Raw genomic sequence first — 19,670 nt, 5'->3', positions numbered from 1 at the left:
ATGGTCAGCCGCCTGCTTGCCAAAGCTGCCCCAGAAGGGCGCGAAATTGTGTCGGTCACGCCCGAGCGCGCGGGCTGGACGTATGTGGGCTTTCAGGCGCTGCGCCTGCAGGCGCAGGAGTCCGAGACCGTCGACACCGGCGCGCGCGAGCTGTGCCTGGTGGTGCTCACCGGCACGGTCACTGTTACGGTGGATGGCGTGCGCTACGGCCCCATGGGCACGCGCAACAGCGTGTTTGATCCGCAGTCGCCTGCGGCAGTCTACGTGCCCGGCGGCAAGCATGTCGAGGTGGTGGCTGACACCTCTGCCGAGCTTGCGCTGTGCACCGCACCCTGCGACAGGCAAGCACGTGAGGTGCGGGTCATCGACCCCGGCACCATGCGCCGCAGCACCCGGGGCAAGGGCAGCAACACCCGCTACATCTGCGACATCCTGCCCCACGATGACCCCACTGCGGCGCACCTTCTGGTGGTGGAAGTGATGACGCCTGCCGGTCATTCGTCGAGCTACCCGCCGCACAAACACGACAGGGAGCAGCCGCCTGTTGAGACGCAACTGGAAGAAACCTATTACCACCGCATCAACCCGCCGCAGGGCTTCGGTTTTCAACGGGTCTATACCGACGACCGCTCGCTGGACGAAGCCTGCGCGGTGGAGAACCACGACGTCGTCATGGTGCCCAAGGGTTACCACCCGGTGGTCGCACCCCATGGCTACGACCTGTATTACCTCAATGTCATGGCCGGGCCCAACCGGTTCTGGGTCTTCAAAAACGACCCCGCCCACGAGTGGATGCTTGCGCCCCAAAGCATCTGAGTGGTTACCAATAGGGTACTAATCGTTTTCCCTAGTGCCCGGCGGATATCAATCAGTGATACTTGGTTTTCCGTCCGAACTAAATGGTGCAACGCACCGGAGAGCGCGGCAGGAAACTAACTCGATGCCCATTCCGGGCTCTCAATAACTGGAGACAAGTATGAAATATCAACGTCAACTGACCGCATTGGCTTTGGCCATGGCAGCGGGTTCTTCTTTCGCCCAATTGACCGTCGGCGTGAGCTTCGATGCGTACCAGGAAGAACGCTGGAAGACTGACGAAGCCGCCATCAAGGCTGAGCTCGCCAAGTCCGGTGCCAAGTACATCATGTCGGACGCCGGCTCTTCCACCGAGAAGCAATTGACAGACATCGACAGCCTGATCGCCAAGGGCGCCAAGGTTCTGATCATTCTGGCCCGCGACAAGGACGCCATCCTGCCGGCCGTCAACAAGGCTGCCCAACTGAAGATCCCGGTGATCGCGTATGACCGCCTGTTCGAAGCTCCCGGCACCACCTACATCACCTTCGACAACAAGGAAGTCGGCCGCATGACTGCCCGCGCCATCCTGGCTGTCAAGCCCAAGGGCAACTACGCCATCATCAAGGGCGACCCAGGTGACAACAACGCCGCTTTCCTGCGCGAAGGTCAAGGCGAAGTTCTGGAAGCAGCGATCAAGAGCGGCGATGTGAAGATCGTCGGTGAAGAATTCACCGCCGGCTGGAACCCGCAAAACGCCCAAAAGAACATGGAACAGATCCTGACCAAGAACGGCAACAAGGTTGACGCGGTTGTGGCACAAAACGACGGCATGGCCGGCGGTGTGGTGGCTGCTCTGACCGCCAAAGGCCTGCAAGGCATTCCCGTGTCCGGCCAGGACGGTGACCACGCTGCACTGAACCGCGTGGCTCTGGGTACCCAAACCGTGTCGGTCTGGAAGAACTCGCAGGACCTCGGAACTGCTGCTGCCAAGGCTGCGGTGGAACTGGGAGCCGGCAAGCCCGTGACAGGCGCTGCTGACTGGGCCAACGGCCCCAAGAAGATGACTCTGAAGTCCATCTTCCTGAAGCCCATCCCCGTGACCCAGGCCAACCTGGACGTAGTCCTGAAGGCCGGCTACATCAAGAAAGACGTGCTCTGCAAGGGCGTGAGCGCAGCTAAAGTGGCTGCCTGCAAGTAAGCGCTTTTCTAACTTAGCTTAGTCACTCACCGCGGGCCGGGCTTGTGCTTGGGGCCCGCGGTGTCGTTTTGAAACTCCGTTTTTCCGGTTTCGTTTAGGGGAAGTCAATGAATCAAGCCTTAAAAAACTTGAAGCATTCGGCCATCGATTGGCGCATGGTGCTGATGACCGCAGTGTTGGTGCTCACCACCGTTGTTTTTAATGTCCTGTCCGAAGGCATATTTTTCTCTGCCGAGAACCTCTACAACATCGCGCAACAAACGGCGGTGGTCGGCATTCTGGCGACCGTCATGGTGCTCATTATTGTGGCCCGCCACATCGACCTCTCTGTCGGTTCGGTGATGGGGTTTGTGGGTGTGTTGATTGCGTTTTTGATGTACACCCTTGACTGGTCCTGGCCCAGCGCCTGCCTCGCAGGTCTTGCCGCGTCCATTCTGGTGGCCATGTACCAGGGCGCTTTGACGGCCTATGTCGGCGTGCCCTCCTTTGTTGTCACCCTGGGCGGGTTAATGTCCTTCCGCGGCGCAGCCTATCTGGTGGCGGACGGCAAGACGCAGCCCCTGTCCGACCCCTTTTTCCTGACTCTGGGCGGTGGCTTCAATGGCGGCATCGGCACCTCTGCCAGCTGGGTTGTGGGCGGCCTGATTTCTCTGTGTATTGTGTTGTCCATGTTCGCCAAACGCCGCTCCAAGCAGCGCTATGACGTGCCGACCAATTCACTGGGTTTGGATCTGTTGCTGGCAATGATTCCCATCGTTCTCGTGCTGGGCTTTGTCGCCGTCATGAACGCCTACCAAATTCCCGGCAAAGACGACGCGCAAGGGATCCCCATTCCTGTGCTCATCTGGGGCGCGGTGGCGTTGCTCATGGCCTTTATCGTGCACCGCACCCGTTTTGGCCGCTATGTATTCGCCATGGGCGGCAACCCTGACGCAGCCGCTCTGGTCGGTATTCCGGTCAAGCGCGTCACCATGATGCTGTTTGTGTTGCTGGCCGTCCTCACCACCATTGCGGCGATCGTGGCGATCTCCCGCCTCAATGCCGGTACCAACTCGTTGGGCAACAACCAGGAGCTGCTGGTGATTGCCGCGACCGTGATTGGCGGCACCGCCCTCGCAGGCGGCAGCGGCACGATTCTGGGCTCGGTTTTAGGCGCCTTGATCATGCAGTGCATTGACAGCGGCATGCTGCTGCTGGATGTGTCTATCGGTACACGCTACGTCATCATCGGCCAGGTGCTGATTGCCGCAGTGGTGTTCGATGTGGCCTACCGCAAATGGACTGGAGATGTACTGTGAGCGCCAACATGGAAGCCCCGAAAAGCAAATCCGCGCTGGACCCCAGCAAATGCCTGGTGGAAATGCGCAATATCAACAAGTCTTTTGGTGGCGTGCATGCCGTAGAAAACGTCAGCATCAACCTCTATCCGGGCGAAGTGGTTGCAGTGCTGGGCCATAACGGGGCCGGCAAATCCACCCTGATGAAAATGCTCGCGGGCGCCTACCCGATTGACAGCGGAGAGGTCATCATCAACGGAGCCAAGGCCAACATCCGCACCCCGGCAGACGCGCAAGCCGCGGGCATCGAGTCGATTTACCAGACCCTGGCTTTGGCCGATAACCTGGATTCGGTGGCCAACCTGTTTCTCGGGCGCGAGCTGCTCACCGCCTGGAAAACGCTGGACGACCACCGCATGGATGCGGACGCGCGCAAGGTGTTTCAGCGCCTGAACAAGAACTTCAAGAACTACCACACCCCCGTTCGACGCCTCTCGGGCGGACAGCGGCAGGTAGTGGCGATTTCGCGCGCCATTTATTTCAATGCCCAGATTCTCATCATGGACGAGCCCACCGCGGCGCTCGGCCCCGAGGAAACCGCGATGGTGGCCAAGCTCATTGAGCAACTCAAGGCCGAAGGCGTAGGCATCTTCCTGATCAGCCACGATATGCACGATGTGTTTGCACTGAGCGACCGGCTGGCGGTGATGAAAAACGGCAAGGTAGTTGGCACCTACCGCACCGGTGACGTCACCGAAGATGAGGTGCTGGGCATGATTATTCTGGGCAAAAAACCCGACGGAAAGCCCGAGACCGCGCGCAGCCCGCGCTGATTCGCGCCCCTCTTGGTCCCCTTACCTCAACGGCGGATGCCATGAAAACGACGGGCGATTTGCAGCTACTCAAGCGCATCAACCGCAGCGTCCTGCTGCGCTTAATGCTGGTCAGCCCCGGGCTCTCGCGTGCCCGGTTGGCCAGCATGAGCGGGCTGACCAAATCCACCGTGAGCGGCCTGGTGCGGGAGCTCATCGACGAACGCTGGCTGGTGGAGGCGGACTCGACCGTGGCCGCCGAGGGAATGGGCCGGCCTTCGACGCCGCTGCATGTCGACAGCAGCACGCGCGTGCTCATTGGTATTGAAGTTGCGGTGGAATGCCTGCGCCTGGTGTGCGTGACGATTCAGGGCAATATCTTGTCCCAGACCGAGGCACCGCTGATAGACCGGCAGCCGCAGCGTGTATGCACCCAGGTGGCCGGCATGGTGCAAAAGCTGTGCGGGCAATTGGAGACCCAAGGACTGCTGCTATCTGGCGTGGGCGTGTGCCTGCCCGGCGCCATCAATGACGACACCGGCCTCGTGCGTCTGGCCCCTAATTTGGAATGGCGCGACGTTGCTTTCTTGCCCCTGATTGCAGAAGCCTTCCGGGTAGCGGGCGTTCCGGCTACGCAGATCCACTTGCAAAACGACGCCGATGCCGCCGCCCTGAGCGAATACGAGTTCGGCTCCAAAGACGGAGAGGACCCGCTCATCTTCATCAACTGCGATGTGGGCGTAGGGGCCGGCATTGTGCTCAACGACCGGCTGTTCACCGGCTCGGTCGGCACGGCTGGCGAAATCGGTCATACGATTTTGCAAATCAACGGACCGCTGTGCTCCTGCGGGCGAAAGGGCTGTGCTGAGACCTTCATCGGGTCACGCTTTTTGCGCAGGAAGGCCGATATGCAGGCTGCCGGGCAGTACTTGGGCGTGCTCATCCAAAACCTGGACGCCATGTTCAACCCCCGCGTGCTGGTGCTGGGCGGACGGTCGTGTGTGAATAACCCCTCGCTCGTAGAAACTGCGCGCCAGACGCTCGTGGCCTATGCAAAGGGTGCGGGCCTGCCGGCACCGCAGGTACGCCCGGCGCGCTACGGCTTGCAGGCCGCCGCGGTGGGCGCGGCCGCCCTGGTGCTGCACCGCTTCCTTCGCCCCATGCTCCTGGGCGCGAGCATTGACTCCGGCGCAAACGCGCCGGCCAACCCCTGAAAGCACCCATGTTCTTAGGCATTGATATCGGCACCTCCGAAGTAAAGGCGCTCTTGCTCAACGACGCGCATGAGGTCGTTGGTGTGGCGGGCAGCCCGCTGGAAGTCTCCCTCCCCGCCCCGGGTCATAGCGAGCAAGCGCCCTCCAGCTGGTGGGCCGGCACGCAAGCGGCCCTGGCAACCTTGCGCGCGCGCCACCCCGAAGCCTTTGCTGAGGTATCGGCCATCGGCCTCTCGGGCCAAATGCACGGTGCGGTGCTGCTCGACAAAGACCTCGCCGTGTTGCGGCCCGCGATGTTGTGGAACGACGTGCGCAGCGCCGCGGAGTGCACCGAGATGATGGACGCGCTGCCCGCCCTGCCCCATCTCGCCGGCAGCCTGGCCATGCCCGGCTTTACCGCGCCCAAGCTGCGCTGGCTGGCCACCCACGAGCCGGATGTGTTTGCCAAGGTTTACAAGGTGCTCCTGCCCAAAGACTATGTGCGCCTGATGCTGACCGGCGAATGCGTGACCGACCTGTCCGATGCGAGCGGCACCATGTGGCTCGATGTGGCGCGCCGCGCCTGGTCTCCCGAACTGCTTGCTTTGACCGGACTGAACGAATCGCACATGCCGCGCCTGATTGAAGGCAGCGCCGAGGGTGGGCTGTTGAGCGCGGGTGCTGCAGCGGTTTTGGGATTGCGCCCCGGCATCGTGGTGGCAGGCGGCGGGGGCGACAACGCGGCCAGCGCTATCGGCATGGGCTCGGTAGAGGCCGGGCAAGGTTTTTTGTCCTTAGGCACCAGCGGCGTTCTGTTTGTGGTGACGCCCAGTTACCAGCCCAACGCGGCCAGCGCTACCCACGCCTTCTGCCACGCCATACCGGGACGCTGGCATCAGATGAGCGTGATGCTGTCTGCCGCGAGCTGCCTGCAGTGGGCGGCTGGCGCCTTGGGCCTGGCGTCTGCCGGCGCGCTCGAAGCATTGGCCAGCAGCCTGAGCCGCACGCAACAAGCACAGGCGCCGCTGTTCCTGCCCTACCTGAGCGGCGAGCGCACGCCCCACAACGACGCCCACATTCGCGGCAGCTTTCACGGCCTGAGCGGCAGCACCGACCCGGCCGCGCTGGCCTATGCCGTCATCGAAGGCGTGAGCTTCGGCCTGACCGACGGGCTGAAAGCGCTCCATGAGGCGGGCTGCACCATTCAGCGCCTGTCGCTGGTGGGCGGCGGCGCGCGCAGTGCCTTCTGGGCGCAGCAGCTGGCGTCTTCGCTGGGCATTGAAATCGTGACGCATGCCGAGTCCACGGCCGGCGGCGCGCTGGGTGCTGCGCGCTTGGCGTGGCTGGCCACCGGGGGCACTGAGGCGCAGGTGTGCATCCCCCCCGCCACCCACGCCCTGTACCGACCCGACCCCGCAGAGCAGGCCCTGCTCGCCCCGCGCTACGCCCGCTTCCGCGCCCTGTACCACGCCCTGAAAAACATTCACTGATTGACCAACCCGAGGATTTGACCCATGAGCATCTACTTTCACGCCATCGCGCCCATTGCCTTTGAGGGGCCCCAGTCCCAGAACCCGCTGGCCTTCAAGTGGTACGACAAAGACCGGCTGGTGCTGGGCAAGCGCATGGAGGACCATCTGCGCTTTGCGGTCTGCTACTGGCACAGCTTCTGCTGGAACGGGTTTGACCCCTTCGGCTACGACGGCACCTTCGAGCGCCCCTGGCAGCGCATTGCCGACCCGATGGCGGCAGCCAAGGCCAAGGCCGATGTGGCGTTTGAGTTTTTCAGCAAATTGGGCGCGCCTTTTTATTGCTTTCACGACCGCGACGTCGCCCCCGAAGGCGCCACCCCGCGCGAGAGTGTGTCCAACCTGCACGCGATGGTGGACTATCTGGCCGCCAAGCAACAAGAGACCGGCATGAAGCTGCTGTGGGGAACCGCCAACCTGTTCAACCACCGCCGCTACATGGGTGGCGCAGCAACCAACCCCGATCCCGAAATTTTTGCGATGGGCGCCCTGCAGGTCAAAGAAGCCATGGACGCCACCCTCCAACTCGGCGGCGCCAACTACGTGCTGTGGGGTGGCCGCGAAGGCTACGAGACCCTGCTCAACACCAAAATGGGCCACGAGCTCGACCAGATGGGTCGCTTCCTGCACATGGTAGTGGACCACAAACACAAGATCGGCTTCCAAGGCACCATCCTGCTCGAGCCCAAGCCGCGCGAGCCCTCCAAGCACCAGTACGACTTTGATGTAGCCACCGTGCACGGCTTCCTGCTTAAGCACGGCCTGGACAAGGAAATCAAGGTCAACATCGAGGCCAACCACGCCACCTTGGCCGGCCACAGTTTCGAGCACGAAATCGCCAGCGCCGTGGATTTGGGCATCTTCGGCTCCATTGACATGAACCGTGGCGACATGCAGTGCCAGTGGGACACCGACCAGTTCCCCAACAGCATTCCCGAGACCGCCCTGGCCATGTACCTCATCGTCAAGGGTGGCGGCTTCACCACCGGTGGCGTCAACTTCGACAGCAAAGTGCGACGCCAGTCCATCGACCCCGAAGACATGTTTTACGGCCACATTGGCGGCATGGACGTGACAGCCCGCGCGCTCCTGATTGCAGAAGCCATGATCCAAGACGGCCGCTTTGCCAAACACACCGAAGACCGCTATGCCGGCTGGAACAGCGGCTTTGGCAAAGAGGTACTGGGCGGCAGGCTGTCGCTCGATGAGGTGGCCCAACACGTGCTGGCGCGTAACACCGACATCAAGCCGGTATCGGGCCGCCAGGAACACCTCGAGAACTTGTTGAACTCCTTCATCTGAGCAAGGTACCTATGAAAAAAGTTGTTTGGGGCGTGCTCAGCACCGCCAAGATCGGCTGGGAAAAAGTCATCCCCGCCATGCAAAAAGGCGAGCACTGTGAGATTCGGGCGATCGCCTCACGCAACCTCGAAAAAGGCCGCGCCTGGGCCGACAAGCTGGGCATTCCCAAAGCCTATGGCAGCTACGAAGCGCTGCTCGCCGACCCCGAGATCGAGGCCATCTACAACCCACTGCCCAACGACCAGCATGTGCCACTCACCCTGGCTGCGGCCCGCGCCGGCAAGCATGTGCTGTGCGAAAAGCCGGTGGCGCTGACCGCCACACAGGCCGCAGAGTTGCGCGAAGTCGCCGGCCAGGTGCACATCATGGAAGCCTTTATGGTGAGGTTTCACCCGCAGTGGATTGCGGTGCGCGAGCGAGTGCAGCGCGGCGAACTGGGCGACCTGCGTGCGGTGCAGACGTATTTTTCTTACTTCAACCGCGACCCGGACAACATCCGCAACCAGGCCGACATGGGCGGCGGTGCGCTGTATGACATCGGCTGCTACCCCATCGTGACCGGCCGTTTTTTGTTTGGCGCAGAGCCCAAGCGGGTGATTGCGCTGGTGGACCGCGACCCCGATTTCAAGACCGACCGCATGGTCAGCGCGCTGGTGGACTTTGGCGAGGGCCGCCGGTTGGACTTCACCGTGTCCACCCAATCCGTGCCCTACCAGCGGGTGCAGGTGTGCGGCACCAAGAAGCGCATCGAAATCCAGATCCCTTTCAACGCTCCGCTGGGCGGGTCTTGCGAGGTATACAGCGACGATGGCTCGCACCTTGACGGCCAGTCCACCACCACAGAGACCATTGGGGCCTGCAACCAGTACACCCTGCAGGGCGATGTGTTTTCGCGCGTGGTGCGCGGCGAGATCAGCCTGCCTTATGGTGTGGAGGACGCCATCCGCAATATGCGGGTGATTGACGCCCTGTTTGAGTCCGAGAAAACCGGGGCCTGGGTCACCATTTAAGGAACTTGGAGTTGCAGATGAAAGTTGTTCCCTGGGCGCTCATTGCCGGCCTCGCGCTACCGGTGGTGCAAGCCCTCCATGCAGCGGATGCGCCAAGCGCGCGGCTTGCGCCTACGCCGCCCGTTCCCCGTTTTTCGGAAGAAACCGACACCGCCGGGCTGCAGAGCCGCTTTGAGGGGCAGGACGAGTTCATGGTCGGCGGCGGCGTGGCCGTGTTTGACTGCGACAACGATGGTCTGCCCGAGTTGTACGTCACCGGCGGGCAGAACAAGGCCAAGTTTTACCGCAACAAGAGCACCCGCGGCGGCCCACTCAAGCTGCAAGAGGAGCGCTCCGGGCTGGAGCTGACGCTGGCAACCGGCGCCTACCCCATTGATATTGATGGCGACAGCCATGCTGACTTGGTGGTGCTTAGGGTGGGCGAGATTGAGGTGTTCAGGGGGCTGGGCGGCTGCAAGTTCGAGCGGGCAAACAGCCTCTGGAATATTCCCAACAACAACGACTGGCACACCGCGTTCTCGGCCACCTGGGAGAAGGGCCAGACCATGCCCACCCTGGCCTTTGGCACCTACTACGACCGCAGCCGCCCGGACTTTCCATGGGGTACCTGCACCCCGGCCTGGCTCTTGCGGCCTGACGCATCGGGCAAAAAATACGCAGCGCCCGAGTTGCTCAAACCGAGCTACTGCGCGCTGTCCATGCTGTTTTCGGACTGGAACCGCAGTGGCCAGGCCTCGCTGCGCGTAAGCAACGACCGCGAGTACTACCAGGGCGGCCAGGAGCAGCTCTGGAAGGTGCCCCCGGGTGAGGCGGCCCGGCAGTACACCACCGAAGAAGGCTGGAAGCGCCTGCAAATCTGGGGCATGGGTATTGCCAGCCACGATGTGGACGGCGACGGCTACCCCGATGTGTTCCTCACCAGCATGGCGGACAACAAGTTCCAGAAGCTCGAAAGCGGTGCTGCGCGCCCCAGCTTCATCGACCAAGCCTACAAACGCGGTATCACCGCGCATCGGCCCTATGTGGGCGGCGATATCCACCCCTCTACCGCTTGGCATGCTCAGTTTGCCGACGCCAACAACGACGGGATGGCGGACCTCTTTATCGTCAAAGGCAATGTCTCCACCATGCCAGACTTTGCAACGCTGGACCCCAACAACCTGCTGCTGCAACAAACCGACGGCCGTTTTTTTGAGGCCGGCCAGCTCGCCAATGTGGCCAGCTACAAGCGGGGCCGCGGCGGCATGATGGCCGACCTCAACGGCGACGGCCTGCTCGACATGATCGTCGTCAACCGCTGGGACAAGGCCCAGCTCTGGCGCCATGTGGGCTCCGGCACCGCGGCCAGGCCCGCCCCCATGGGCCGCTGGCTGCAGCTGCGCCTGCAGCAGGCCGGCGGCAACCGTGACGCCATAGGCGCCTGGGTAGAGGTGGACCTGGGGGGCAAGATCATCCGCGAAGAGCTCACCATCGGCGGCGGCCATGCCAGCGGGCAGCTGGGATGGATGCACTTCGGCCTGGGCCAGGCCACCGAAGTAAGACTGCGTGTGCATTGGCCGCACAGCGGATGGGGCGAGTGGCAGACGGTTGCGGCCAACAACTTTTACACCGTCAACAAAGAGGCTGGCACCAGTCCTTGGAAGGCACCATGAGCACCCATTTTTTTTCGTGTACGCCGTGTTGGTTCCGCGGCCTGATGACCCTGATCGCAGCTGCTTGTATGGCAGCGGCGCCTCTGCCTGCCACAGCCCAGCCTGAAGGCGTGGTGGCAGCCCAGCCGGCGTCGGGTTACAGCTCCGGTGTGGTGTACGACTGGTACGCGCTGACCTTGCAGCTGATCCAGCAGACGCCGGGGTTCAGCCCGCCGGTGGCGGCGCGCGCCATGGCGTACATTTCGTTGAGCCTGTATGAGTCGGTGGTGCCCGGCATGCCCGGCTACCAGAGCTTGGCTGGCCAGCTCAACGACCTGAGCTCCCTGCCGTGGGCACAGCCTGACGAGCCGCTGCACTGGCCCACCGTGGCCAATGCGTCGATGGCGACCATGGTGCGCATGATGTTTCCCACCGCCAGTGCCGACAACAAGGCCCGCATTGACCTGCTCGAGCGCAGCCTGCCGCTCAAGTACACGCAGGACTTTGATCCCAACAGCATCACCGCCGACATCTCCAACCGGTCGGAAACCTTCGGCAAGCTGATGGCGATGGCCATCATGACCTGGGCCCGTACCGATGGCGGGCACGAAGCCTGGGGGCCGTTGCGCCGCTCACGCGCTATTTATGTTCCGCCCAGCGGAACGGGCAAATGGACGGCGACGCCACCCGCCTTTGCCGCGCCGCTGCTGCCGTACTGGGGCCAGAACCGCCCCATCGTGCTGAAGTCCGCGGCCGACTGCCCCGCGCCACCGCCGCCGCCCTACTCGGAAGATCCGGGATCCGGCTTTTACAAGGACGGCTTGGAGGTGTACCAGATCGCTAAAGCAGCCACCCAGGAACAGCGCCAGTTTGCCCTGTACTGGGCGGACGATGCCGGAAAGACACCCACGCCGGCCGGCCACTGGGCCTACATCGCCAACGACCTGCTGAGGGCCCGAAAGGCCGACCTGGGTACCGCAGCCGAAACCTTTGCGCGGCTCAATGTCGCCATGTCGGACGCGTTTGTGGCGGCCTGGGCCACCAAGTATTCGCTCAGCGTGATCCGCCCGGTGACCTACGTCCAGCTGGTGATCGACAGCAACTGGGCGCCTACCCTGCTGCCCACCCCACCGTTCCCCGACTACCCTTCGGGCCATGCGGTGCAATCGAGCTCGGCGCAGGCGGTGCTCAGCCGGGTGTTTGGTGCGAATACCGAGTTTGTGGACAACACCCACAACGACCGCGGCTGGGGCCCTCGCACTTTTAAGAGCTTTCAAGCGGCAGCCGACGAGGCCGCCATGTCACGCGTGTACGGCGGCATCCACTACCGATTCTCGTCCGAGGGCGGCAAACCGCAGGGCCTGTGCGTGGCCAACAAGGTGCTGGCGCTGAAGTTCAAGCCCTGAGGCGCGGGTTCAACGGACCACGCTTAGCGCGGGGTTTCTCCCACCACCAGCGCGAGAGCCGCGTAGTCGCCCACCCGCTCACCCAGACCGGCGGGCACCAGTTCCACGCCGGCGGTCAGGGCGGAAAGTTTGCCCTCCACGTGCGAGCGGATCTTGGGCAACAAGAAGTCACGGTGGTGCCAGAACACGCTGCCGCCCAGGCTGATGCGCTCTAAATCCAGCGTAACCACCATGTTGTACAACGCCCGACCCATGACCCTGCAAAGGTCATCAATAATGGCGTTTGCGCTCACGCTGCCTGCGTGAGCTGCTTCAAAAAGCATAGCAGCGTCGGCAAAACCGTCCGCACCGAAGCGGCGCGGGATGGCGTTGCCCGCCACCAGCGCCTCTACGTCGCCGATGTTGCCGCAGCCGCACAAGGCGGCGTCGTTATCGCTCACAAAGGTGTGGCCCGCATGGCCGGCGTTGCCGTTCTTGCCGCGCAAAATGTGCCCGTCCACGCACAGCCCCATACCGATGCCAGTGCTCCAGGTCACGTAGGCGCAGTTGCGCACACCCTGCAGCGCACCCCAGCGGCGCTCCGCCTCCAGCGCGCTCACGCCGTCGTTTTCGACGCGCACATTGGCAAAGGCGGCGCGCAGGGGCGCTTCGAGCAGGGCGGTCGTCCAGTCATTGGGCAGGCCGCGCCCGCGCCCGGCCATGCCGCCGCAGATGTTGGGCGAGGACAGCTCGATCAGGCCCTCGCGCATCACAAATGGCCCGCAGGACGCCACGCCCACCGAGGCCACCTGCGCCAGCGGCACGCCGGCGGCATCGCAGCTTTGGCCGACCATGCGGATGATTTGCCGCGCCAGGGCCGTGTTGTCACCTTCTTTGGCGGTGGGCTCGGCCACCTTGCCACGCACGCCACGGGCATCCGCAATGCTGACGGCCACCTTGGTGCCGCCGATGTCCACGCACGCCACGGTCGCCATGGAGGGCGGAAGTTGTACGGCAGGGGCGCTGGTTGCAGACGTCATAACGAGAATTCAGTGGAGTTCAAGGGGCCAATGGTAGCGGCGGGCAGCGCCGCGGCGTTACCAGCCTGTTACGCAAGAGACCGGAGACGACAGAGGATCGGACACCGCAGTCACAACCGGTGGGTGCGGTCGCCCCGCACAAACCCCATGAGCGGCACATCCACCCCCCGCCCCAGCGCGATGACTTTGAAGAGCTCACCCATTTCGTGCTCCATCAGCAGTTTTTGCGCCGCCACCCGCTCCGGCAGCGGCTGGGTTTGCATGGCCTCGACCAGGCCGCAGTTCATCAGGAAATGCGCCTGGTTGGTGTAGCCCAGCACATCCAGACCAGCCTCTTGCGCGGCCACAGCAATGCCGGTGAAGTTCACATGGGCGGTGATGTCTTTCAAGCCCACGTCACTCAAGGGATCGGCGTCTGCGCGGTGGGCCTGGTGGCACATTACGGTGCCCATGTGGCGCTGCGGGTGGTAGTACTCATGTTCGGGAAAGCCATAGTCCAGAAAGAACGCCGCACCGGCCTCCAAGCGGTCTGACAGCGTGCGGATGAAAGCCTCACCCTGCGGGTGGATCTCGGTCAGGTAATCGTGCCCGCCTTCCAGCTCCACCGGCGGGCGTAGGCTGGTCGGGCGATCGGCCCACACCAAACGGCCAGCCTCCCACGCCACACCCCGCTCATGCCATACCCCGCCCACCCGCGCCAACAGCTGCACCGGCATGGCGTCGAGTACCTCGTTGCCCAGCACCACGCCGCGCATCTGGACGGGAAGCTCCGCCACCCAGCGCACGCGCTCGCCATAGGCCGCCAGCCGCTCGCGCTGCCGGTCTTTCAGAGAATCCGACACGTCCACAATCGTGTAGCTGCGCAAGGGCTGCCCCAGCGCGTGGAGCGCATCCAGCACCTGCAGGGCCAGCGCGCCGGTGCCGGCGCCAAACTCAATCACCTCGCCGGTGCCAGTGGCGTCCAGCACCTGCGCCACCTGCCGAGCCAACGCCTGCCCGAACAGGGGGCTCATCTCGGGCGCGGTCACAAAATCGCTTCCCTGCCCCTGCAGCTGCCCGGCCGCATCCATCAGCCCCTGCGGCATCTGCCCGAATTTGGTGGAGCCGTTGGCGTAGTAACCCAGCCCGGGTTCGTACAAGGCCAGGCGCATAAAGGCGTCAAAGCCCAGCCAGCCGTCGGCCTGCGCAATGGCATCCGCGATAATTGGGTTTAGTTGGGCTGGAACGCTTTGCGTCGTGTGCATGGACATGGGTCTCGTGGTGCGTCTAGCCAAGGATTATCTTTCCCCCACACCCCTCCCCTCTCAGGATGCATTTGTGTTGAAGCGCGTACTCGTGACCGGCGGTGCCCATCGATTGGGTGCGCTCCTTTGCGCCCGCTTTGCGGCAGCGGGTTGGGAGGTGTGGTGTCACTATGGGCGCAGCGCGGATGCGGCGCAGGCCCTGTGCGCCACGCTTCGTGCGCAGGGCCATGAAGCCCACGCGATTCACGCCAACCTCTCCGACGAAATCAGCCGGCGCGATGTGATTGCCGAAATCACGGCCAAGTCGGGCCCACTGCACTGCCTGGTCAACAACGCCTCCAGCTTCGAGCCCGACAGCGGCACCGCCATCGACACCGAAGGCGCACGCCAGCAACTCGAAGTCAACCTGTTGGCGCCGCTCTCACTCTCGCGCTGGATGGCCAACAGCCTGGGCGCAGACGCGCTGCCCGGCGAGCACAGCATCATCCACATACTGGACCAGAAGGTCTTCAACCTCAACCCCGACTACTTCTCCTACACCGTCAGCAAGCTGGCGCTCGAGCGCGCAGTGGCCCTGCAAGCGCAGGCGCTGGCACCTAGGGTGCGGGTGTGTGGTGTGGCGCCGGGCCTGATGTTCCTGAGCGGTCCGCAAACGCAGGAAAACTTTGACAAGGCCGCGCGGGTGAACCTCCTGCAGCGCGCCATAGACCCCGCACAGGTGGCCGCCACCTGCCTGTTTCTGGCCGAGAACCCCTGCATCACCGGCAGCACGCTGTGCGTGGATAACGGCCAGCATCTGGTGCCCTTGGCACGCGATGTGATGTTTGCGGTGGACGCCGCCGCTATGAGAGCCCCCTCATGACCACAGACCCCTTCAACCTTCTGGCACTCGAATGCCGCCGCCTTTTTCTGCGCGACCATGTGGTGCAGGTGCGCATCGGCGCCCACGACTTCGAGAAGGGCGTCACCCAGCGGCTCATCTTCAATGTGGAACTGTTTGTGCCTTTGGCCAGCACCACGCCGCAGGCCGACAGCCTGTCGGAGGTGGTGGACTACGACTTCGTGCGCGAGCTGATTGCCCGGCGCATTGCCCGCGGCCATGTGGAGCTGCAAGAAACATTGTGCGACGAGCTCATCGAGCAACTGCTGGCGCACCCGCAGGTGCGCGCGGTGCGCCTGTCCACACAGAAGCCCGATGTGTACCCCGACTGCGCGGGCGTGGGCGTTGAGGTATTCCGCATGAAAGGCGTCAATGCTTAAAGACTCCACAGAGGACAGCATGAAAGCCACCACAGGCTACCAGACCCTCACGCTCACCGGCCTGCGCTTCGATGCCAGCCTCGGCATTCTGGAGTCAGAGAAAAAAGCGCCCCAACCGATTCAGGTAGATGCAGAGCTGAGCCTGGGCACCCAGCCTTTGCTTCCCAGCGATGACGACATCAACCACGTGCTCGACTACCGCAAGGTGCGCCAGATCATCATCAGCGAATGCACCGCCGAGCATGTGAACCTGTTGGAGACGCTCATCGGCAAACTGGCCCACCGGCTGATGCAGCTGCCCGGCGTGCTGGGCGTGCGGGTCAAGATCGCCAAGCTCGAAATTTTTGAAGACTGTGAAGTTGCCATCCGCATGGAGACGGGGCAGTGGTAAGCCACCCCCGAGCCGTCAGCAACGCAACAAGGAGAAGTGCATGAGCGCCACATGGATTGAAGAAGAAGCCCCCGCCACCGAGGCATGGACCGACGACCCGGCAAGCACCGACACCACCGTGGCGGACGCTGAGGCGAAACGCCAAAAAGGCATCAAGATTGAGCGCGAAGCCCACAAGCTCGAGAAGCGCCTGTGCCGCCAGATGGGGCAGGCAATTGTGGACTTCAACATGATTGAAGAGGGCGACCGGGTGATGGTCTGCATGTCGGGCGGAAAAGACAGCTACGGCATGCTCGACATCCTGCTCAAGATGCAGCAGCGCGCGCCGATCCGCTTTGAGATTGTGGCCGTCAACCTTGACCAGAAGCAGCCCGGTTTTCCCGACCACATCCTGCCCGAATACTTAGCCAAGCTGGGTGTGGAGTTCCATATCGAGACGCAGGACACCTACTCCATCGTCAAGCGCAACATCCCCGAAGGCAAGACCATGTGCAGCCTGTGCAGCCGGCTGCGGCGGGGCATTTTGTACAGCGTGGCGCGGCGGCTCAAGTGCAACAAGCTCGCGCTGGGCCACCACCGCGATGACATGCTGCAGACCTTTTTTCTGAACATGTTTTTTGGCGGCAAGCTCAAGGGCATGCCACCGAAGCTCACCAGCGACAATGGCGAGTTTGTAGTCATCCGACCGCTGGCTTATGTGGCCGAGAAAGACCTGATCCGTTGGGCAGCGCACCGTCAGTTCCCCATCATTCCCTGCACACTGTGCGGGAGCCAGACCAACCTGCAGCGCGTGCAAATCGGCAACATGCTGCGGGACTGGGAGAAACAATACCCCGGCCGCGCCGAGACCATGTTCACCGCATTGCAAAACGTGGTGCCCTCGCACCTGATGGACCACAAGCGCCATGACTTCAAAAACATCCGCCCCACCGGTATTGCCGATGACGAGGGTGACAAGGCGTTTGATGCGGACGACCTGCCCTCTTCCGCAGTGGCGGGCCTTGGCGCACTGGCAGGTCTGGCTGGCGTCAACGTGGTGAGCCTTTGAAATGATGAAATCGCTGAGCCCCTGCCGCATGGCCTCGCAAACCGGGCGCGTGCTGGTGGCCTTGGGCCTCATCCTGGGAATGTTGAGCCTGGGGGGGTGCGCCCTGCCGCGCATGATTGACAGCGAGGTGCAGAGCTTTGCGGGTGCCAGCGCACCGGTAGCTGGAACGGACTTCCGGTTTGAACGACTGCCCTCGCAAGAGCGCAACAACCAGCAACAGGAGGCCCTGGAGTCCATGGCCCAGGAGGCGCTTGAGCGTGCCGGCCTGCTGCGCAGGGACGCCGGCGGGCGCTATCTGGTGATTGTGGGTTTTTCGGTAGACAACATCCGCAACCCGTACTACCGCCCTCAGAGCCCGCGCTTTGTGATGGGCAACAACGGGATGTTGATGGAAGTCTGGCCCCGCATGACAGACATGGAAGTGCCCTGGTTCCGCCACCGGCTGCAGCTGACCCTGCGCGACAGCACCAATGGTCAACTGGCGTTTGAAACGACCGCCGTATTTGACGGCCCCTGGAGCGACACGGCCAACCTGCTGCCCCCCATGCTGGAGGCCGCGCTCAAGGACTACCCGCAAACCGCCAGCCGCACCGTCCGGGTCGAACTGCCCGCCCGCGGCGCCGGACCACGCTGAATGAGCGTCACCCGCATCATCGCAGTGCGCCACGGCGAAACCGCCTGGAACGTGGACACCCGCATTCAGGGCCAGCTCGATATCGGCCTTAATGCTCAAGGCCAATGGCAGGCCGAGCGCGTGGGCGCGGCGCTGGCCGGAGAATCCATCGACCGCATTTACAGCAGCGACCTGCAGCGCGCCCAAAGCACCGCACAGGCCATTGCCCGACACGCCCGCAACATCACCGCCCGCGAAGTGGCGCTGCACCAGGGCCTCCGCGAGCGGGGCTTCGGCAGCTTTGAAGGCGAGACATGGGCCGATATCGCCCAGAAGTGGCCCGATCAGTCCATGCGCTGGAAGCAGCGCGACCCGCACTTCGCCCCGCCCGGCGGCGAAACCCCGACCGAGCTGCTCGCGCGGGTGTCGGCCACGGTGAATGACATTGCGGCGCGCCATGCCGGCGAACACATCGTTCTGGTAGCCCACGGCGGCGTGATGGACATGCTCTACCGGCTGGCCACCCGGCAAGAGCTGCACGCTCCCCGCACCTGGCACCTGGGCAATGCGGCGATTAACCGCCTGCTGTGGACGCCCGAGTCCCTCACGCTGGTGGGCTGGGGCGATGTGCGGCACCTCGACGGTGCGGCGCTCGACGAATCCAACCTGTAACCCGACCTGTCATCCGACCTGTCATTTACGGCAGCGCCCCTAGGGTTCCCCCGATGCGTAAAGCGCTCTGGGTCGGCAAAATTGGCGCATGAGCAAAATCATTGTTTTTGCAACGCCGGTTTTCTTCCTGCTGATTGCGCTGGAGTTCGCATGGAGCCGGCGCGCCAACGCGCGGGTGCCAGCCACGCTGGCCTACCGGCTGAATGACGCCATCAGCAGCATCAACCTGGGTATCCTGAGCCAGGTCGGGGGCGTGCTCTCTAAGGTGCTGACTGTCGGCATTTACACCGCCGTATTTCATGCGGTGGCGCTCCTGCCGGACCTGGCGTTCTGGAGCACCTGGTACGGAGTGCTGCTGGCGCTGGTGTTTTACGACTTTTGCTACTACTGGCTGCACCGCGCTGGCCACGAGGTGGCGTTGTTCTGGGCGGCCCATGTGGTGCACCACCAGAGCCAGCAATACAACCTGTCGACCGCGCTGCGCCAAACCAGCAGCGGTGCGTTTTTCGGCTGGATTTTTTACCTGCCGATGGCCGTGGCCGGTGTGCCGCCGCTGATTTTCGGCATCGTGGCGCTGATTGACCTGCTCTACCAGTTCTGGGTACACACCGAGCAGGTGGGCAAACTCGGTTGGTTTGACCGGGTGTTTTGCTCGCCCAGCAACCACCGGGTACACCACGCAGTGAACGACGCCTACGTCGACAAGAACTACGGCGGCATCCTGATGCTGTGGGACCGTCTGTTCGGCAGCTTCCGCGAAGAGGACGAGCCCTGCGTTTACGGTACCCGCAGCCCGCTCAACAGCTGGGACCCGGTATGGGCCAATGCCCAGGTGTACTGGAGTCTGGTCTGCGCGAGCTGGGCCACGCGCCGCTGGGTAGACAAGCTACGCGTGTGGTTCATGCCGCCCGGCTGGCAGCCTGCCGATCTGGCGGCGGCGCAGCCCCACCCCGCCTTCCGGCTGGAGCAGGTGCGTACCTTCAACCCGCCGCTCACGGCCGCGCAAGGCTGGTTCGCGTCGGTGCAGTTTCTGGGCCTGCTGGGCGCGGTGGCCGCCTTTTTGTGGGTGGCCGACGGCCTGCCTTTTGCCGATGCTGCCCTCTATGCCACAGGCCTGTTTGCCGCGGTCTGGGCCCTGGGCCGCTTCATGCAGCAGGGCCTGCACGCGCTGGAGGTGCTGGCGGTAGAAGCCGCCGCCTGGGCCAGCCTGAGCGCGGTAGATCTGCTGCCCGGCCATCTGCTGGCCAAGCCTCTGGTCATAGTTGCC

General features: G+C 63.4%; 19 protein-coding genes. 17 read left to right on the top strand and 2 right to left on the bottom strand.

Translation table 11 applies throughout. From position 1 onward, the window contains the following. The 10 genes from iolB (at position 1) to Q0O05_RS02050 (ending at position 12,156) form a co-directional block, all read left to right on the top strand. Entirely contained in the window at positions 1–816 is an 816-nt protein-coding gene (gene iolB, locus Q0O05_RS02095; protein ID WP_293660214.1) for a 5-deoxy-glucuronate isomerase, read from the top strand. A gap of 160 nt (positions 817–976) precedes the next feature. Then, a complete protein-coding gene (locus tag Q0O05_RS02090) occupies positions 977–1,996 on the top strand; it encodes a substrate-binding domain-containing protein (protein WP_293660213.1) in 1,020 nt (339 codons plus the stop codon). A 107-nt stretch (positions 1,997–2,103) separates the two neighbouring features. Continuing rightward, positions 2,104–3,294 carry an ABC transporter permease gene (locus Q0O05_RS02085; protein ID WP_293660212.1) on the top strand — a complete coding sequence of 397 codons (1,191 nt, stop codon included), beginning with the start codon at positions 2,104–2,106 and terminating at the stop codon, positions 3,292–3,294. Between the two features lie 8 nt (positions 3,295–3,302). After that, positions 3,303–4,106 (top strand): ATP-binding cassette domain-containing protein, encoded by an 804-nt coding sequence (locus Q0O05_RS02080; RefSeq protein ID WP_293660244.1) that lies wholly within the window; start codon positions 3,303–3,305, stop codon positions 4,104–4,106. A 41-nt stretch (positions 4,107–4,147) separates the two neighbouring features. After that, complete coding sequence (locus tag Q0O05_RS02075) at positions 4,148–5,299, top strand: ROK family transcriptional regulator (RefSeq protein ID WP_293660211.1); 1,152 nt, start codon at positions 4,148–4,150, stop codon at positions 5,297–5,299. 8 nt (positions 5,300–5,307) lie between these two features. After that, entirely contained in the window at positions 5,308–6,768 is a 1,461-nt protein-coding gene (xylB, locus tag Q0O05_RS02070; RefSeq protein ID WP_293660209.1) for a xylulokinase, read from the top strand. Between the two features lie 24 nt (positions 6,769–6,792). Continuing rightward, a complete protein-coding gene (xylA, locus tag Q0O05_RS02065) occupies positions 6,793–8,109 on the top strand; it encodes a xylose isomerase (RefSeq protein WP_293660208.1) in 1,317 nt (438 codons plus the stop codon). Positions 8,110–8,120: 11 nt separating this feature from the next. Continuing rightward, positions 8,121–9,119 carry a Gfo/Idh/MocA family oxidoreductase gene (locus tag Q0O05_RS02060; protein ID WP_293660207.1) on the top strand — a complete coding sequence of 333 codons (999 nt, stop codon included), beginning with the start codon at positions 8,121–8,123 and terminating at the stop codon, positions 9,117–9,119. A gap of 17 nt (positions 9,120–9,136) precedes the next feature. Continuing rightward, positions 9,137–10,771 (top strand): CRTAC1 family protein, encoded by a 1,635-nt coding sequence (locus Q0O05_RS02055; RefSeq protein ID WP_293660206.1) that lies wholly within the window; start codon positions 9,137–9,139, stop codon positions 10,769–10,771. Continuing rightward, on the top strand, positions 10,768–12,156 hold the full coding sequence (locus tag Q0O05_RS02050; protein WP_293660205.1) for a vanadium-dependent haloperoxidase: 1,389 nt from the start codon (positions 10,768–10,770) through the stop codon (positions 12,154–12,156). Before Q0O05_RS02055 ends, Q0O05_RS02050 begins: the two co-directional genes overlap by 4 nt. Before the next feature lie 23 nt (positions 12,157–12,179). Here the strand turns inward: Q0O05_RS02050 and Q0O05_RS02045 are convergent, their stop codons facing one another. Further along, positions 12,180–13,175, bottom strand: coding sequence for an ROK family protein (locus Q0O05_RS02045; protein ID WP_293660204.1), 996 nt, complete (start codon positions 13,173–13,175; stop codon positions 12,180–12,182). Between the two features lie 110 nt (positions 13,176–13,285). Then, positions 13,286–14,425: an SAM-dependent methyltransferase gene (locus tag Q0O05_RS02040; RefSeq protein WP_293660203.1), complete on the bottom strand. Its 1,140-nt coding sequence runs from the start codon at positions 14,423–14,425 to the stop codon at positions 13,286–13,288. 67 nt (positions 14,426–14,492) lie between these two features. On the opposite strand from Q0O05_RS02040, the gene Q0O05_RS02035 reads away from it, so the two are divergent. The 7 genes from Q0O05_RS02035 to Q0O05_RS02005 all read left to right on the top strand — a co-directional run. Then, entirely contained in the window at positions 14,493–15,281 is a 789-nt protein-coding gene (locus Q0O05_RS02035) for an SDR family oxidoreductase (protein ID WP_293660202.1), read from the top strand. Next, positions 15,278–15,679, top strand: coding sequence for a dihydroneopterin aldolase (locus tag Q0O05_RS02030; RefSeq protein WP_293660201.1), 402 nt, complete (start codon positions 15,278–15,280; stop codon positions 15,677–15,679). The genes Q0O05_RS02035 and Q0O05_RS02030 overlap by 4 nt, the downstream gene beginning before the upstream one ends. Positions 15,680–15,698: 19 nt before the next feature. After that, positions 15,699–16,070: a dihydroneopterin aldolase gene (locus tag Q0O05_RS02025; RefSeq protein ID WP_293660199.1), complete on the top strand. Its 372-nt coding sequence runs from the start codon at positions 15,699–15,701 to the stop codon at positions 16,068–16,070. 40 nt (positions 16,071–16,110) lie between these two features. Further along, positions 16,111–17,118: a tRNA 2-thiocytidine(32) synthetase TtcA gene (ttcA, locus tag Q0O05_RS02020; RefSeq protein ID WP_293660197.1), complete on the top strand. Its 1,008-nt coding sequence runs from the start codon at positions 16,111–16,113 to the stop codon at positions 17,116–17,118. A 1-nt stretch (position 17,119) separates the two neighbouring features. Continuing rightward, complete coding sequence (locus tag Q0O05_RS02015) at positions 17,120–17,752, top strand: DUF4136 domain-containing protein (RefSeq protein WP_293660195.1); 633 nt, start codon at positions 17,120–17,122, stop codon at positions 17,750–17,752. Further along, positions 17,753–18,403 (top strand): histidine phosphatase family protein, encoded by a 651-nt coding sequence (locus Q0O05_RS02010; protein WP_293660194.1) that lies wholly within the window; start codon positions 17,753–17,755, stop codon positions 18,401–18,403. An 88-nt stretch (positions 18,404–18,491) separates the two neighbouring features. Beyond that, on the top strand, positions 18,492–19,670 hold a 1,179-nt coding region (locus Q0O05_RS02005), incomplete at its 3' end, for a sterol desaturase family protein (RefSeq protein WP_293660192.1).

It is taken from the genome of Rhodoferax sp. OV413 (genome assembly GCF_945881795.1).
Classification (GTDB): Bacteria; Pseudomonadota; Gammaproteobacteria; order Burkholderiales; family Burkholderiaceae_C; genus Allorhodoferax.
Note: the sequence above shows the minus strand (reverse complement) of the source record. Positions and strands in the feature narration are given on the sequence as shown.

Coding starts and splice junctions, on each gene's coding strand:
- Q0O05_RS02080 (WP_293660244.1), top strand. CDS start 3,303: ATGGAAGCCCCGAAAAGCAAATCCGCGCTGGACCCCAGCAAATGCCTG.
- Q0O05_RS02030 (WP_293660201.1), top strand. CDS start 15,278: ATGACCACAGACCCCTTCAACCTTCTGGCACTCGAATGCCGCCGCCTT.
- Q0O05_RS02050 (WP_293660205.1), top strand. CDS start 10,768: ATGAGCACCCATTTTTTTTCGTGTACGCCGTGTTGGTTCCGCGGCCTG.
- Q0O05_RS02045 (WP_293660204.1), bottom strand. CDS start 13,175: ATGACGTCTGCAACCAGCGCCCCTGCCGTACAACTTCCGCCCTCCATG.
- Q0O05_RS02075 (WP_293660211.1), top strand. CDS start 4,148: ATGAAAACGACGGGCGATTTGCAGCTACTCAAGCGCATCAACCGCAGC.
- Q0O05_RS02060 (WP_293660207.1), top strand. CDS start 8,121: ATGAAAAAAGTTGTTTGGGGCGTGCTCAGCACCGCCAAGATCGGCTGG.
- Q0O05_RS02025 (WP_293660199.1), top strand. CDS start 15,699: ATGAAAGCCACCACAGGCTACCAGACCCTCACGCTCACCGGCCTGCGC.
- Q0O05_RS02015 (WP_293660195.1), top strand. CDS start 17,120: ATGATGAAATCGCTGAGCCCCTGCCGCATGGCCTCGCAAACCGGGCGC.
- Q0O05_RS02040 (WP_293660203.1), bottom strand. CDS start 14,425: ATGTCCATGCACACGACGCAAAGCGTTCCAGCCCAACTAAACCCAATT.
- xylB (WP_293660209.1), top strand. CDS start 5,308: ATGTTCTTAGGCATTGATATCGGCACCTCCGAAGTAAAGGCGCTCTTG.
- ttcA (WP_293660197.1), top strand. CDS start 16,111: ATGAGCGCCACATGGATTGAAGAAGAAGCCCCCGCCACCGAGGCATGG.
- Q0O05_RS02085 (WP_293660212.1), top strand. CDS start 2,104: ATGAATCAAGCCTTAAAAAACTTGAAGCATTCGGCCATCGATTGGCGC.
- xylA (WP_293660208.1), top strand. CDS start 6,793: ATGAGCATCTACTTTCACGCCATCGCGCCCATTGCCTTTGAGGGGCCC.
- Q0O05_RS02055 (WP_293660206.1), top strand. CDS start 9,137: ATGAAAGTTGTTCCCTGGGCGCTCATTGCCGGCCTCGCGCTACCGGTG.
- Q0O05_RS02090 (WP_293660213.1), top strand. CDS start 977: ATGAAATATCAACGTCAACTGACCGCATTGGCTTTGGCCATGGCAGCG.
- Q0O05_RS02010 (WP_293660194.1), top strand. CDS start 17,753: ATGAGCGTCACCCGCATCATCGCAGTGCGCCACGGCGAAACCGCCTGG.
- iolB (WP_293660214.1), top strand. CDS start 1: ATGGTCAGCCGCCTGCTTGCCAAAGCTGCCCCAGAAGGGCGCGAAATT.